Source organism: Cernens ardua, assembly GCF_051251085.1.
Lineage (GTDB): Bacteria > Pseudomonadota > Gammaproteobacteria > Pseudomonadales > Halomonadaceae > Cernens > Cernens ardua.
This window is the reverse complement of record NZ_JBPCZH010000001.1, coordinates 203,665-216,449: the sequence shown is the minus strand read 5'-3', so window position 1 is coordinate 216,449 and position 12,785 is coordinate 203,665. Positions and strand designations below refer to the sequence as shown.

Genomic DNA, 12,785 nt, shown 5'->3' with positions numbered 1-12,785 from the left:
CCCGTGCGTTGACACATAAATTCGGATCAGGGCCGGTCTCCGGACTTACGAGGCGGGTCAAGCCCAGCTCAACACCCCTTCCCATGTGCATTAGCGAAGTCGATCCTGGTGTATCCACCAGAAAGGGTAAAACCAGATCGCACAATGCGTCACAGTGGTTTAGTGTTGCGCACTCGATTACCGTTGCGGGGACAGTAGTGAATTTTCATCACTTTCCCGATTATCCCTCAGCCGTACATGCCAATGAACACGAGGTGAGGGCACCCTGAAGCTAAAGGAGTATCGTAGGGGGAATGAAAGAGTGGCGTCAATCCTGCTTATGCAAAAAGTCCGATTGCTATTATTCGTCAACATGAGGATCATAGCGTTCCTGAAGGTTCCTGTTGTCAAACATTGTATTCATGTTCCCGACATTTCAGACGTTATCCTTCTAGGCATCGGCCATTTTCCCCAAGTTCTGGTTGCATCTTCCACACTACTCGGTGAGTTTTCAGCATGTCGTCCAATACCTCTATACATGAACATCTTAAAAAAACGCCCGATGAGGTACACGGATGTTCTGCTGAAAGAACAGGCAAGGGAGTAAAAGGCCGGATTGAACACCGCGTGCTTCCCCTGGCAACCCTTGTCCCGGAGAAAGAGCGCGCCCAAATTTGGCATATTATTGATCACAAGACCAAGCCCCCCGGTGCATTGGGCGTTCTTGAGCCTTTGGCCGCTCTGTTGGTCTCATGCGCTTTTGCCAGAGCACACGCGGTCAATGCAAAATCAACGGAAGAAGCCACAATCCAGACCCGTCCAGCCGGTAATTTTCTCAATGCGCCACAAGTACTTATATTTGGTGGAGATCATGGTATCGCGGCAGAGGGTGTTTCGATTGCATCCAGTGAAGTGACAGCTCAGATGGTTGAAACCATTGTTTCTGGCGGTGCGTCTGTCAGTGTTTGCGCAGCACAGGCAGATATCCCTCTAGAGGTTGTCGACTGCGGAATCCTTCATATCGGAACAATAAGTGAATCGACTGGTAAACAGCTGATCGACTGTCGACTTGGGAATATCACCGGAGCGATTCATCGTGACGATGCGATGTCATTAGAGCAGGCGTGTCAAGGATTGGAAAACGGACGTTCACTGGCTCATAGACGCTGTCTGGCAGGAATGGACCTACTCTGTGTCGGTGAAATCGGCATCGGCAACACATCTGCCGCGGCAGCGCTTATGGCAGAGTTGACAGGGCTGGATATCGGGCAGTGTGTCGGCCGCGGCACGGGAGTCTCTGAGGCTGCTTTACAATACAAGAAGCAATTGTTGGAAGCCGCTCTGGCGCGTATAGGGTCAAGCCGAGAGCAACATCCGTTGAAAATTGCCGCACATATCGGGGGCTTTGAACTGGTGACAATGGCAGGCGCCATGATCGGCGCCGCTGAGCATCAGGTGCCTATTGTCATCGATGGCTTCGTCTCATCCGTATGTGCCTTGTTGGCATGTACGCTTGTGCCCGAGGTCCGCGATTATCTGATTTTCAGTCATCAAAGTGATGAGCAGGGGCATGCTCTGTTACTTGAATGGCTTAAGGCACGCCCCTTGATGACCCTTGGACTACGTATAGGTGAAGGGACGGGCGCTGTACTGGCGGTCCCTCTGTTGCGCTCTTCTCTGGCCTGTTACAACGATATGGCCAGTTTTACACAGGCAGGCATTTCACTATGAATTCTCACCACTGGACAAGTGAACTGAAAGACCAATGGCGGCTGTTTTTATTGGCGGTATCATTTCTAACACGCCTGAAAGTACCCGCGCAGTCGCCATCCCACGATGAATTGCAATCATGCCGCCGCTACTTTCCTTTGGCAGGCGCCTTGATCGGTGTATTACTGGCCCTGTTTTTTAGCGTTTGTAGCTGGATTTTTCCCCTCTTCCTAAGCATTTCGTTGACGCTTGCCCTGGGGATCATTCTGACCGGTGGTTTCCACGAAGATGGGCTTGCTGACACCATGGATGGCATTGGTGGTGGCTTTACCATCGAAAAGCGTCTGGAAATCATGAAAGATTCACGGCTGGGCAGCTATGGCGGCCTTGCCATTAGCGCCAGCCTACTCATCCGTTTTTGTGCACTGCTTGCACTGACGGACTTCGTAGATGGCGTTCAAATCGGTTTGATTGCGGCCGGTGCAATGAGTCGCTTTGCTGCGCCTCTGATGCAGGCATTGCTTCCCTATGCACGAATAGATGACAGTAAAATGCAGGCGTTCAAGGATAAACCGGCTGCCAGGGATATTCTGATTTTTACCCTGACTGCTGTTGTCATTGCCATTGCTGCCTCCGGCCCGGGGGCAGGTATTTTGTGTCTGATAGGAACGCTGGTCACCGTGATTTATCTGCGCCGTTGGTTTTTACAACGGTTGGGAGGGTATACCGGTGATACGTTAGGAGCGACTCAACAACTCACTGAAATAATCTGTTATTTGATGATTTATGTCTGGTTTCAGTTATACGCCACCTGAATGGGTTAGACTTGTCCACCAAACAGGTCAGATCCATCTTACGGCTAAATAATACAGCCCGATAAAATAATGCGATGAATATCAGCCCAGCCGAGCCATCGGCTGGCGAGAGGGAATGTACGTCTTTATGTTTGAGCTGGTTTTGGGCGGTGCACGCTCGGGAAAAAGCCGTCATGCGGAGTCACTTGCTCATGAAAGTGGATTGGAGCTGCACTACATTGCCACAGCTGAGGCCTGGGACGATGAAATGAAAGCCCGTATTGAACGTCACCAACAGCAACGTAGCGCAGAATGGCATATTCATGAGTGCCCCTTGCTGTTGGCTGAAGCCATCGAAGCTCTGGATCATCCTGGCAAGCTGATTCTGGTGGACTGTCTAACGTTATGGTTAACCAATCAATTAATGGCCGACCCGGAAACAGTGGAAGACAAACGTGCGGCACTCCTCGACGTACTTAACAATGTAACCGGGCGCGTGGTACTGGTCAGTAATGAAGTCGGGCAGGGCGTCGTTCCCGACAATGCACTAAGCCGCCGATTTATTGATGAAGCAGGCTGGCTACATCAGGCCATTGCTCGGGACGCACAACGTGTTTGGTGGGTCGTTGCCGGGTTACCCCAATGCCTCAAGGGAGAGCCCACTTATGGTAGATAATGTCCAGCCTCAGATTGATAACACTAATAGCACAGCGGTGAATATTGATAGAAAATCTTCAGATTCCCCCCATGTGCAACAGATTCTATGCTTGCGTCATGGGGCATGTGAAAGAGGGGATATATTGAGGGGGCGTACGAATGTCCCCTTGAGTGATACAGGTCGCCGTCAAATAGCATTGCGCGCAGAAACCCTTACACCGCCTGAGCTCATTTTTACTTCACCTTTGCAACGTTGTCAGAGCAGTGCTCAAGCCTTATCCGAACAATGGAACGTTCCCATGATCGTTTTGGATGATTTGGCAGAAATGGATTTTGGTGAATGGGACGGTAAACCCATCGCGTCCATACATGAAACAGCGCCGAATGCCTTGGCAGCCTTTTGGGCAGATCCTGAAAATGCAATCCCCCCGCAGGGCGAGTCCCTGCATGATTTTCGTGAGCGTATTAACAGGGCTTGGACATCTATCACATCCCATCATGCTGAACGTATCCTCGTGATCACGCATGCGGGCGTCATCAAACTATGGATAGCAGAACAATTGGGCGTATTCCCACTACCCACAAGTTTCTTGCCCGCGTTGGCTTTGGATTACGCTCAAACCGCTTCTTTCAAAGTCTCTCATGATGCACGTTATAGCCCTGCGCAATGGACATCCCTGGAAGGTTTCGGTGCTCCCTTGGGGCACGCTCATGCATCTGCGAAACATGTACCATGCTAACACCGTTTTTCCCTGTGCTTGCCCTCTTGTTGGGCTGTGCGCTGGATGGCTTACTTGGTGAACCACGCCGATGCCACCCCATCGTCTTTTTCGGCCATATAGCCAATAAGGTTGAAAAGCATACCCATGGCCCTGATCGGCCCATCCTCCGAGGTATGTTTGCGTGGCTAATCTGCGTACTTCCATGGTTGGTATTGGCGGCGTTTGCACAACAGGCGTTACAGGATCATTGGTGGTTTGTCCCGGTTGGAGGTGTGACTGTTTATGCCTGTATAGGGTGGAAGAGCCTGGCTCAACATGGGTTACGGGTTGCAGAGCCATTGGAGCGGGGTGAGCGGCAGGCGGCAAAAGACGCTTTGCGCATGATTGTGAGTCGAGATGTCTCGGCGCTCGATGAAACCGGCATTGCCAATGCCGCTTCAGAATCCATGTTGGAAAACGGTGCTGATGCCATTTTTGCTGCGTTATTCTGGTTTGCCATACTGGGGTTGCCCGGGGTAGTACTGTACCGCGCATCGAATACTCTGGACGCCATGTGGGGCTATAAAAACGAGCGTTATCTTGGATTTGGCAAGTGGGCAGCCCGTGTTGATGATCTACTCAATTGGATTCCGGCACGCATAACAGTGCTGAGTTATGCCATGGCAAGTGGCAGTCTGATTCGCGCTCAAATGGCGCTAAGGTGCGCCTGGCAACAAGGGCGTCGCTGGAAAAGCCCCAATGCGGGCCCCGTGATGGCAGCAGGTGCCGCGGCCCTGGGGCTAACGCTGGGAGGGGTGGGTATTTATCATGGCATTCCACAAGACAGAGGCACATTAGGGGCAGGGCGGTCCGCCAGGGCAAGTGATATCAAGCGTGCCATTACACTTGTAAATCGGGCAGGGATTCTGTGGCTGATCCTGCTGGTGATTTTCATGGTGGCAATGCCAATTTTCAAATGAACGCAATGTCCATGCAATCTCGTTAATCCATGCATGAGAAAAATCAATCAGCGTCTGGCTCAATTCGGAATTACTATTCCCCTGATGACGAGCATGCATTCAAACAACTGTTGTGCCGCAAATATTTACCGAACACACACGCAATATACGCATGCAAGTGGTCAGCTTCGAATAATGTCGAAGGGCATGAATCAAGCAATATACAAAGTGAAAGCTAGAAATCAGGCTAAAGGCAGTGAATGTGGATCAGGCAGATAAACAGCAAAATTTTACTGACGAAGAACGCCGCGGTGTCTATAGAGCCATACATGAGCGGCGGGATACTCGTCATTTCGTGCCGGGCAAGGTAAATCCTGATGTACTGGTTCGAATTATCAATGCTGCTCATCATGCTCCCAGTGTCGGTTATATGCAGCCATGGCGTTTCATCCATATGACAGACCCGTCATACCGCGACTCGTTAATTGAATTGGTGAATGAAGAACGACTGAAAACAGCCGAAGCATTGGGAGAACGCGGCGAAACGTTCATGAAAATGAAAGTCGAGGGCATACGCGAGTGTTCAGATATCATTATTGTGGCATTACCGCATAAAAGGGAAGAATATGTTTTCGGCCGTCGTAGTATGCCTCACATGGATCTGGCCTCTGTCAGCTGCGCCATCCAGAACATGTGGCTTGCGGCGCGGGCGGAAGGGATCGGAATGGGGTGGGTCTCTATTTTTGATCCAGAAGCCCTGCGTAGATTGTTAGCTGCACCAGAAGGGGTAGAACCTATCGCTATACTCTGTATAGGGCATGTGGAGTGTTTTGATGATCGTCCATTACTGGAAATTCAGGGGTGGGATAAACGTCGCCGATTATCTGGTATCATGATGGAAAACAAGTGGCATAACGACTAACGAATCAATGCGTTGTAGTTGGCCGCAGGTTTATTCGAAATCTGCTGTGTACCTGGTGTAGACTACATTTACTGTAAACTTAAGTTATGTCACTCTTTATATTTATGTAAACAATGTGCGTTTGCAGCCAAATTCCAACTTATTGGCTATAGTGGAAAGGAAGCCGAGCGTCCATGGCGCAATGGTGCACTCACGAATGACCGTGAACTTCACGGATCACACAGGAGAATGTGATGAACGTCAGTAAAATTGTCTTGGCAGCAGCCTTGGCTGGTTCAGTAACAGTAATGGCCGGGTGTAGCAGCCCACAGGTCATTAACGATCCCAACGGAGCCGGCCTATCTCAAACTCAAAAAGTGACTGCCTATCAGAACTCTACCGAAGGCTATACACTGAAATACCCAACCGTTTGGCAATCCAATGTGGCTCCGGAAGATACATTGGACTGGGACGATCAGCAGCTGAATGCTGAAAACGTTGTGGTATTCAATTACACCCCCACCGACGGTAAACCTGAAGCACTGTTGGCGTTGGCGGTTTACCCACAGGATCAGTTGTCCCAACTTCAGCAGAAACCGGGTACTACACTCTATTCAGCGCCTCAGGTAATCGCTACCAATGGTGATAAAGTGCTGGTAGCTTACCTACGTGGCACAAACCCGTATTCCCTGACTTCTTCGGATGGTCAAGCATTCTCTGCCCGTGCGCTTAACACACAGCAGATCAAGGATGCCATCAACTGGCAGTAAGGCAGTCAGGCTGTAACAAAGTCCTGTTTGACAGAAGCTGAGGTGTCGAATATCCACTACGAAAGGATTTCGTTTAGCCTGCAGGGGGTGGGTATATCCCGCCCTCATCTTGTATTTACCGCGGCTTTACGAACATGCCTGCACTCTATCTCCCAATGTCCTACACACGCGATGTTTAAACCGCACTCCCTGTAAACTCTGCCAACATAACGTCTTGCTTATCCCGTATCAATATGCCCCCTTATGGCATACGCAACGAATTGTTGCGACCTCCGCACATCCATTAACCACTTGACTACCCTCCAACATACCTAGAATGCCCAATACGCAGACTCTCTACGCGCCGATGCTTGCATACAAGTGTGCTCGTCACGAGCTTGTCATCGAGTATGTGCTCCTTGTCACTTACTCATATTGTCTCAAGTCCAGGCAACACCAGAGTACTTCACAGTCTTCATTTGTCTCGACATATATAAATAGAGGAGCGCCTATGCCTCGTTAACATGCTACTTCGCTTTATTCAGCCTGAATTGTTATCAAACCGTTATCAACACATTGATTCAATACGTTGAATCAGTCAGATGTCGAAATGTTCTTCAAAATCAGTCTGTTTTCACGCATGATAAGTAGCAACGATCAGACTCGGAAAAAATTATGACGCAATCAGATCATTTGCCGCCCCGTATGAACTATCTTCTGCTGACATCTGTCAATAAAGATGAGCTGAATCGAAAGGTGAGTCAGGCCCTGGACGAAGGTTATCGTTTGTCCGGTTCGCCTGTCGTCAATACATCCAGTAACAAGAACGTTTACTTCGCCCAAGCGGTTGTACTTCCACAGTTTTTGTCTTGAAGCCGGGCCGTCATCAGTGGGTAGGAGTTGCGATAAACGCACCCGCCCAAAGCACAGCTTAATGGTGAATTGCTTAAGCTGATTTTATTTTGACTAAAAGCATGAACGTTACTGTAAAAGCTGTTACAACCATAGTTTGACCACATGAATTTTTAAAACGGAGACTCACCATGTCACCTTCATCCAAAAATGAAAACGAGCAGGATTTCGACTCAGAAGCCCCGGATACCCGCATTACCGCTGGGGTAGGTGATATCGATCCCTATTCTCTTGAAGATTCGGATGGGAACAGTAGTTCTGCAGAAGACTCTGATCTCGCGGATGAAAATGACGAATTTGCCTATCTGGCTGAGGAGGGTGATGAAGATATTGATAGCGAAGCCTTGGCCGAGAAAGAACATTACCTCGAAGATGTCGCCGAAGATGGCGATGTTGATGAAGAAGGGCTGGAGGGCAACGTCAAGGAACTGCATTTTGATGAAGACCAACCCGAACCCTATGGCTACGGGGACGATCCCAATGGGTATGAGGATGACGAAGACTGATTAGCCCATCAGCATACCGGCCACAATAACGATAACACCACATAAAATCAGGCCAGCGGCCTTCCAGCCTAAATAAACAACGTCACTGTCATTGCGCTGGAAGGCGGGTTTGTTCATGATTGAAATCATCTTGAATGCGGTCATTCCTGCATAGATAAAAAGGGCTAATGAGAGCACGGAGCAGGCAAGTAAAAACACGGGGTGTATCCTTTTGTTTTATCTATCCAAGGGATGTCATTCACTACTTTTCCGACTATATTTTTCCGACTACCATTTCTATAGCGAGCATTTTCCTGACCATCCTTTTATAACCTGTTCTCGGCGTAGTTGTCGCTGAAAAAATTCTAGTAGCAAGCCGATTGTTACGACGTCAGTTTTGCCTCATCTTCATGCCATTGGGTGCATAAAAAAACGCTTGAAAGAAACGTATATTTCCGTCATCAAGAGCCGGCTTTAACCAAAAGTACGCCATTTTAAGTAAATACCGGACTTTATGCGGATAAACAGCATACGGATAAATGGTATACGTATAAATAGTACGTTTCCACGCAGTAGCTACTGGCCTAATTCATCCACTATGCCTATTAGACGAATGGTTGATGAGCTTTTTTCCTAACTGAAGACATAACCCAATATACTTTCATACTAACATCTTCAAGCAAGCTATCAGCCTTACAGCCATATTCATCCAAGCCAGAGAGTTGACATGTCTTCCCATCAAAACGTTCCTGAAGCTTCCCCCATCATAAAATCACTTTCCGGTTCAATGATTCGTGAGGTCGCTGATGCTGCCATGGGACAGGATAACGTGCTTCCATTCTGGTTTGGTGAGACTGATCGAGCGACTCCTGATTTCATTCGACAAGCGGCCGTGGCAGGATTGCATGAAGGTGAGACCTTTTATTCCCAGAATCTTGGACGTCCCTATCTACGCGAAGCTATATCTCGCTATTTGGAACGACAACATAAGGTCGATATTCCAGCACATCGTATTGCAGCGGTGAGCTCGGGACTTATGGGACTCAAACTGGCGTCTGAATTGTTACTGGCACCAGGTGATAAAGTTGTTGCCATTACGCCCTTGTGGCCAAACCTGACTGAAATCCCAAAAATCAGGCAAGCACAGGTTGAGCGCGTCTCTCTGGTCATTCAGGACAATACCTGGACATTGGACCTGGATCAGTTGCTGAATACACTCACACCCGATACACGTGCATTGATCATCAATTCGCCCAATAATCCGACAGGTTGGACAATCGATGAAAAAAGCCTGATCAAGGTGCTCGAACACTGTCGTCAAAGGGGTATCTGGATCATTAGTGATGATGTTTACTCACGACTCGTCTACGATACCCATCAAAAAGCAGCCCCCTCATTCCTTGAGCATGCGCAGCCGAATGACCTCATCATCTCCGTGAATAGCTTTTCCAAAGCCTGGTGTATGACAGGGTGGCGTGTAGGCTGGATGGTCGTGCCTGAAAACCTGATCAAGGATCTGGAAAAACTGATTGAATACAACTTTTCCTGTATCTTCGAGCCGATACAAAAAGCGGCCGTTGCAGCATTGGAACACGGCGAAGAAAGTGTCAATGCACTGCGTCAGCGTCTTGTTGACTCGCGCAGGCTATTGGAAACACAAATGAAATCACTCCCCAGTGTTGAAATCCCCAATGCGCAAGGGGCCATGTATCTATTCTTCAAAATACAAGGCTTTGAAGATTCCATGCAGCTGGCTAAAAATCTGGTGAAGGAAGTCGGTTTAGGATTGGCTCCCGGTGTAGCATTCGGGGAAGAAGGAGAAGGGTGGTTACGCTGGTGTCATGCCGTCAGCGATGATGACACTCTTCTGGAAGGTATTGCCCGTCTTAAACAGTTCATAGCCCACCAGTAATGTCACAAGTTCAATGATACCGACTCTAAAAAGGATTATAAAAGGGGAGCCGATGGCTCCCCTTTTAGTCATCATAAGTACAATGTGCGATAGAGAATTTATAGCCAACCACGTTTCTTGAAGAAGTAAATGGGCAATACCGCCAATAACACCATTAATCCCAAAGCGTAGGGGTAGCCATAATGCCAGTGTAATTCAGGCATATCGTCGAAGTTCATCCCGTACACAGATGCCACCAGTGTTGGCGGGAGGAAAACCACCGCCGCGACGGAGAAGATTTTGATAATCTGGTTCTGTTCCAGATTAATTTGCCCCAGTGTGGAATCCAACAGGAACGTGATTTTTCCTGACTGGAAACTGGCGTGCTCACTCAGGGAAATGGCATCACGTTGAATAACCTTCAAGCGCTGCTTGGCCTCCTTATGAACGAAAGCACTCGAAGGCAGGTTGGCTGTTTGATATGTCACCAAGCGTGAAACCGTCACAAGACTCTCACGAATGGCAGAAAGATCAGCAGCCTTCGCACCGATACGTTCAATCAACGACTGTAAAAAGCTTGCATTTTTGGTTGCATTCGATGACTTCTTGCCAAAGACCTCGCGATTGGCCGTGTCGATTTCATCACTCAAATTTTCAAGCGTATCTGCCGTGCTGTCGATCACCGACTCGATAATCCCCAACATGACATGTTCACCGGTCGAGAAGCTCACGCGGTTGGCGCGCTGGGCCCGCGCAGTGAAGGCATTGATGGATAGGGGGTTCGCATACCGTACCGTAACCAATACTTCACCCTTGAGGATGAATGTCATCTGGGATTTCACCAGCTCATCACCATCATTGGAGAGAAGAGTGATTGTCATGTACGTAACACCATCGGCCTGATACAGCCGAGACGACGCCTCGATCTCTTTCATTTTGTCCTTGGTAGGCACAGTGGTATTCAAGGCCTTTTCCACTGTTCTTACCTCATCTGCATCCGGACTCCACAAATCGTACCAAACCACCTTGGGGGGCTTACTCTTTCGTGCCTCCGACTCATTTCCAAGCGTCGACGTATCATTCGAGGGTACAGGTACAACAGTGGTCGCGGTGGCGTCGAGGGTATCCAGATCAACCTGCTTGATATGGTCTGTTTTTGAGATGAAGCAACGCAGCATAATGAATGATCCAGTCTGTCGAGCATAAAAGAGCATGACCCCGAATATATTCAAGGCCGATGCACATTCATGCAGTTTGATCGATGCTTTTAAGACGACAAGGTGTCATGTCAGCGTGAGACAGGGAGGACTTTCTACAGAGCTTTGCTGTAGCTCCCCTTATTTTTTCGTAATCGTTGTTAGTATACCCTTTGTGGCGAGGCAAATGTAAATTTTGCACATTACACTGAGAATTTGCGCCTTTCAGATAAGATTCGTCATAAAATGGGCACAGAAACACGTGCTCTCAACCTGCCATGTCCATAAACACTCCGGAGGCTTGCTTGAAACATAAATCAGCCAGTCATGCAATTACATGCCACCAAGCGTTTCCTTCTATCGTAAAAACAGTGTCAACGCACTTCCTACGTACTTTGACATTGCTTCTGCGCTGTTGGCTCCCGGGCGTTATGGTGGTAAGTGGTTTGTGGTGTTCCACTGCCTATGCAAAACAGGATTGGTTGATGAGCTATCAGAACAAATCTACCAATGCATTGATATGGGACAAACAGCGCCGTTTTCAGGCGCTGATCAAGGCATCCATGCCAACCAGGGCGTTTTCGCAAAACCTGCTCGAGAGCTTCGGCGGACCACCTGATCCTGTATTGATACGTGAAAATCGCTACGTCAGTGCATCCGCCTGTGAAGCGCACGAATGCACCGAAAAATCCTTTTACTGGTATGACACGAAAACCGGTATTGCTGTAGGCGCCACGCTTGGGGACTGGCAATATCATGTCCATCAGAATAGCTTCGATCATCCGACACTTGTCGTAGCCAGCAATACAGCCACCTCATTGCAACTTCCTGAAAAAAGCATTTTTCAGATACGTACATGGCTCCAGCAATACAGGGCAATTCCTGCCAAAGTCTCTTTCATCAATCGTAAAGGGCAGATGGAAAAGCTACCGATAGCCCTTTTCCTGAATAACGGGATTTATCAGCCCTCAAGCAAAGGGCCATCATTTGACTGTACACAGGCCTACGGCCGCATTGATGAAGCCATTTGCCATAGTCCTGCATTGAGTCAGCAGGATTACGACATATACCAATTGGCACAGCAGATCCGCAATGGTACAGATGAAGAAAAAGCACGCGAGCAACTCGCCCAACTTCTGCGCAATGAGTTGGCTCAGCGTGAACATGACTGTTATAACGCTTCACAGCTGGATGAATGTTTATTACATGCGTATAAAATCCAGAAAGACACGCTGATGAATTGGACTCCCCACTAATATATTGACATCTTTCATGTGCCTGATTGCTCAAGGGGGAAACCTTCATCAATCCATCCTGTAATCCCTCCTGCCATTATCTTTACAGGGCGCTCAAGCGTTGCCAAACGTAAAGCGCCTCTAGCTGCACCGTTGCAGTGTGGTCCAGCACAATAGGTAATAAAAAGAGTTCCCTCTGGCCATTTGGCTAAAGCTGACCGAATAATTTTTCGATGGGGCAAATTGATAGCGCCGCGAATATGCCCCTTGGCAAAAAGTTCCGGGGACCTTACATCCAATAGTACGAAATCGTCGTTTTGTGTTGATAGGGCTTCGTGAACATCCCAACAATCGGTCTCATACGTAAAGGATGTTGCAAAATGTTGCTCCGCCAATGCACTGGGTGCAGCAGGTACTGCAGTCACCGCCGACTTCTTCATAAAGCCTTCCTCAGTATGAATAAAAGAAAGCATGATTATTTGATCATTGAAAAAAGGTTCACAAGAGCCACTCGTTACATTTTCGATAGGGCCAGTATTTTTCATGAACTTTCCAGAGACCGTGTAATAGCCATGCTTTTTAGGCTGTACAAAAATTCAACAGATAAAGTACAATA

General features: G+C 48.4%; 14 protein-coding genes and 1 riboswitch. Of the genes, 11 read left to right on the top strand and 3 right to left on the bottom strand.

Annotation, left to right across the window (positions count from 1 at the left end; translation table 11 throughout):
- Positions 1–13: 13 nt before the first annotated feature.
- A riboswitch (cobalamin riboswitch) is annotated at positions 14–283 on the bottom strand.
- Positions 284–495: 212 nt separating this feature from the next.
- From cobT to LMG33818_RS01055, 9 genes are all read left to right on the top strand, one after another.
- On the top strand, positions 496–1,710 hold the full coding sequence (cobT, locus tag LMG33818_RS01095; protein ID WP_442321509.1) for a nicotinate-nucleotide--dimethylbenzimidazole phosphoribosyltransferase: 1,215 nt from the start codon (positions 496–498) through the stop codon (positions 1,708–1,710).
- Complete coding sequence (cobS, locus tag LMG33818_RS01090) at positions 1,707–2,504, top strand: adenosylcobinamide-GDP ribazoletransferase (protein WP_442321508.1); 798 nt, start codon at positions 1,707–1,709, stop codon at positions 2,502–2,504. The genes cobT and cobS overlap by 4 nt, the downstream gene beginning before the upstream one ends.
- Before the next feature lie 127 nt (positions 2,505–2,631).
- The gene (gene cobU / locus LMG33818_RS01085) at positions 2,632–3,159 is read left to right on the top strand and encodes a bifunctional adenosylcobinamide kinase/adenosylcobinamide-phosphate guanylyltransferase (RefSeq protein ID WP_442321507.1); all 528 of its coding nucleotides are present in this window, start codon (positions 2,632–2,634) and stop codon (positions 3,157–3,159) included.
- On the top strand, positions 3,149–3,880 hold the full coding sequence (locus LMG33818_RS01080; protein WP_442321506.1) for a histidine phosphatase family protein: 732 nt from the start codon (positions 3,149–3,151) through the stop codon (positions 3,878–3,880). Before cobU ends, LMG33818_RS01080 begins: the two co-directional genes overlap by 11 nt.
- Positions 3,874–4,821: an adenosylcobinamide-phosphate synthase CbiB gene (cbiB, locus tag LMG33818_RS01075; protein WP_442321505.1), complete on the top strand. Its 948-nt coding sequence runs from the start codon at positions 3,874–3,876 to the stop codon at positions 4,819–4,821. Before LMG33818_RS01080 ends, cbiB begins: the two co-directional genes overlap by 7 nt.
- A gap of 241 nt (positions 4,822–5,062) precedes the next feature.
- The gene (bluB, locus tag LMG33818_RS01070) at positions 5,063–5,722 is read left to right on the top strand and encodes a 5,6-dimethylbenzimidazole synthase (RefSeq protein ID WP_442321504.1); all 660 of its coding nucleotides are present in this window, start codon (positions 5,063–5,065) and stop codon (positions 5,720–5,722) included.
- A 233-nt stretch (positions 5,723–5,955) separates the two neighbouring features.
- On the top strand, positions 5,956–6,471 hold the full coding sequence (locus LMG33818_RS01065; protein ID WP_442321503.1) for a hypothetical protein: 516 nt from the start codon (positions 5,956–5,958) through the stop codon (positions 6,469–6,471).
- A 654-nt stretch (positions 6,472–7,125) separates the two neighbouring features.
- Positions 7,126–7,323, top strand: a complete 198-nt coding sequence (locus LMG33818_RS01060) for a DUF1737 domain-containing protein (protein WP_442321502.1) — start codon at positions 7,126–7,128, stop codon at positions 7,321–7,323.
- Positions 7,324–7,493: 170 nt separating this feature from the next.
- Positions 7,494–7,868: a hypothetical protein gene (locus LMG33818_RS01055; protein ID WP_442321501.1), complete on the top strand. Its 375-nt coding sequence runs from the start codon at positions 7,494–7,496 to the stop codon at positions 7,866–7,868.
- Here LMG33818_RS01055 and LMG33818_RS01050 read toward each other — a convergent pair whose 3' ends face one another.
- Entirely contained in the window at positions 7,869–8,066 is a 198-nt protein-coding gene (locus LMG33818_RS01050) for a hypothetical protein (RefSeq protein ID WP_442321500.1), read from the bottom strand.
- Between the two features lie 508 nt (positions 8,067–8,574).
- On the opposite strand from LMG33818_RS01050, the gene LMG33818_RS01045 reads away from it, so the two are divergent.
- Positions 8,575–9,759, top strand: a complete 1,185-nt coding sequence (locus tag LMG33818_RS01045; protein WP_442321499.1) for a pyridoxal phosphate-dependent aminotransferase — start codon at positions 8,575–8,577, stop codon at positions 9,757–9,759.
- Between the two features lie 98 nt (positions 9,760–9,857).
- Here LMG33818_RS01045 and corA read toward each other — a convergent pair whose 3' ends face one another.
- Complete coding sequence (gene corA, locus LMG33818_RS01040; RefSeq protein ID WP_442321498.1) at positions 9,858–10,916, bottom strand: magnesium/cobalt transporter CorA; 1,059 nt, start codon at positions 10,914–10,916, stop codon at positions 9,858–9,860.
- A 503-nt stretch (positions 10,917–11,419) separates the two neighbouring features.
- On the opposite strand from corA, the gene LMG33818_RS01035 reads away from it, so the two are divergent.
- Positions 11,420–12,190: a lysozyme inhibitor LprI family protein gene (locus LMG33818_RS01035; RefSeq protein WP_442321497.1), complete on the top strand. Its 771-nt coding sequence runs from the start codon at positions 11,420–11,422 to the stop codon at positions 12,188–12,190.
- A gap of 14 nt (positions 12,191–12,204) precedes the next feature.
- On the opposite strand, the gene LMG33818_RS01030 is transcribed toward LMG33818_RS01035, so the two are convergent.
- Complete coding sequence (locus tag LMG33818_RS01030) at positions 12,205–12,609, bottom strand: rhodanese-like domain-containing protein (protein WP_442321496.1); 405 nt, start codon at positions 12,607–12,609, stop codon at positions 12,205–12,207.
- Positions 12,610–12,785 lie beyond the last annotated feature (176 nt).

What these genes read in the sequence shown, in the direction of transcription:
- LMG33818_RS01080 (WP_442321506.1), top strand. Translation starts at nt 3,149, where the DNA reads ATGGTAGATAATGTCCAGCCTCAGATTGATAACACTAATAGCACAGCG.
- LMG33818_RS01035 (WP_442321497.1), top strand. Translation starts at nt 11,420, where the DNA reads ATGAGCTATCAGAACAAATCTACCAATGCATTGATATGGGACAAACAG.
- cbiB (WP_442321505.1), top strand. Translation starts at nt 3,874, where the DNA reads ATGCTAACACCGTTTTTCCCTGTGCTTGCCCTCTTGTTGGGCTGTGCG.
- LMG33818_RS01065 (WP_442321503.1), top strand. Translation starts at nt 5,956, where the DNA reads ATGAACGTCAGTAAAATTGTCTTGGCAGCAGCCTTGGCTGGTTCAGTA.
- LMG33818_RS01045 (WP_442321499.1), top strand. Translation starts at nt 8,575, where the DNA reads ATGTCTTCCCATCAAAACGTTCCTGAAGCTTCCCCCATCATAAAATCA.
- cobS (WP_442321508.1), top strand. Translation starts at nt 1,707, where the DNA reads ATGAATTCTCACCACTGGACAAGTGAACTGAAAGACCAATGGCGGCTG.
- LMG33818_RS01060 (WP_442321502.1), top strand. Translation starts at nt 7,126, where the DNA reads ATGACGCAATCAGATCATTTGCCGCCCCGTATGAACTATCTTCTGCTG.
- LMG33818_RS01055 (WP_442321501.1), top strand. Translation starts at nt 7,494, where the DNA reads ATGTCACCTTCATCCAAAAATGAAAACGAGCAGGATTTCGACTCAGAA.
- LMG33818_RS01030 (WP_442321496.1), bottom strand. Translation starts at nt 12,609, where the DNA reads ATGAAGAAGTCGGCGGTGACTGCAGTACCTGCTGCACCCAGTGCATTG.
- corA (WP_442321498.1), bottom strand. Translation starts at nt 10,916, where the DNA reads ATGCTGCGTTGCTTCATCTCAAAAACAGACCATATCAAGCAGGTTGAT.
- cobU (WP_442321507.1), top strand. Translation starts at nt 2,632, where the DNA reads ATGTTTGAGCTGGTTTTGGGCGGTGCACGCTCGGGAAAAAGCCGTCAT.
- cobT (WP_442321509.1), top strand. Translation starts at nt 496, where the DNA reads ATGTCGTCCAATACCTCTATACATGAACATCTTAAAAAAACGCCCGAT.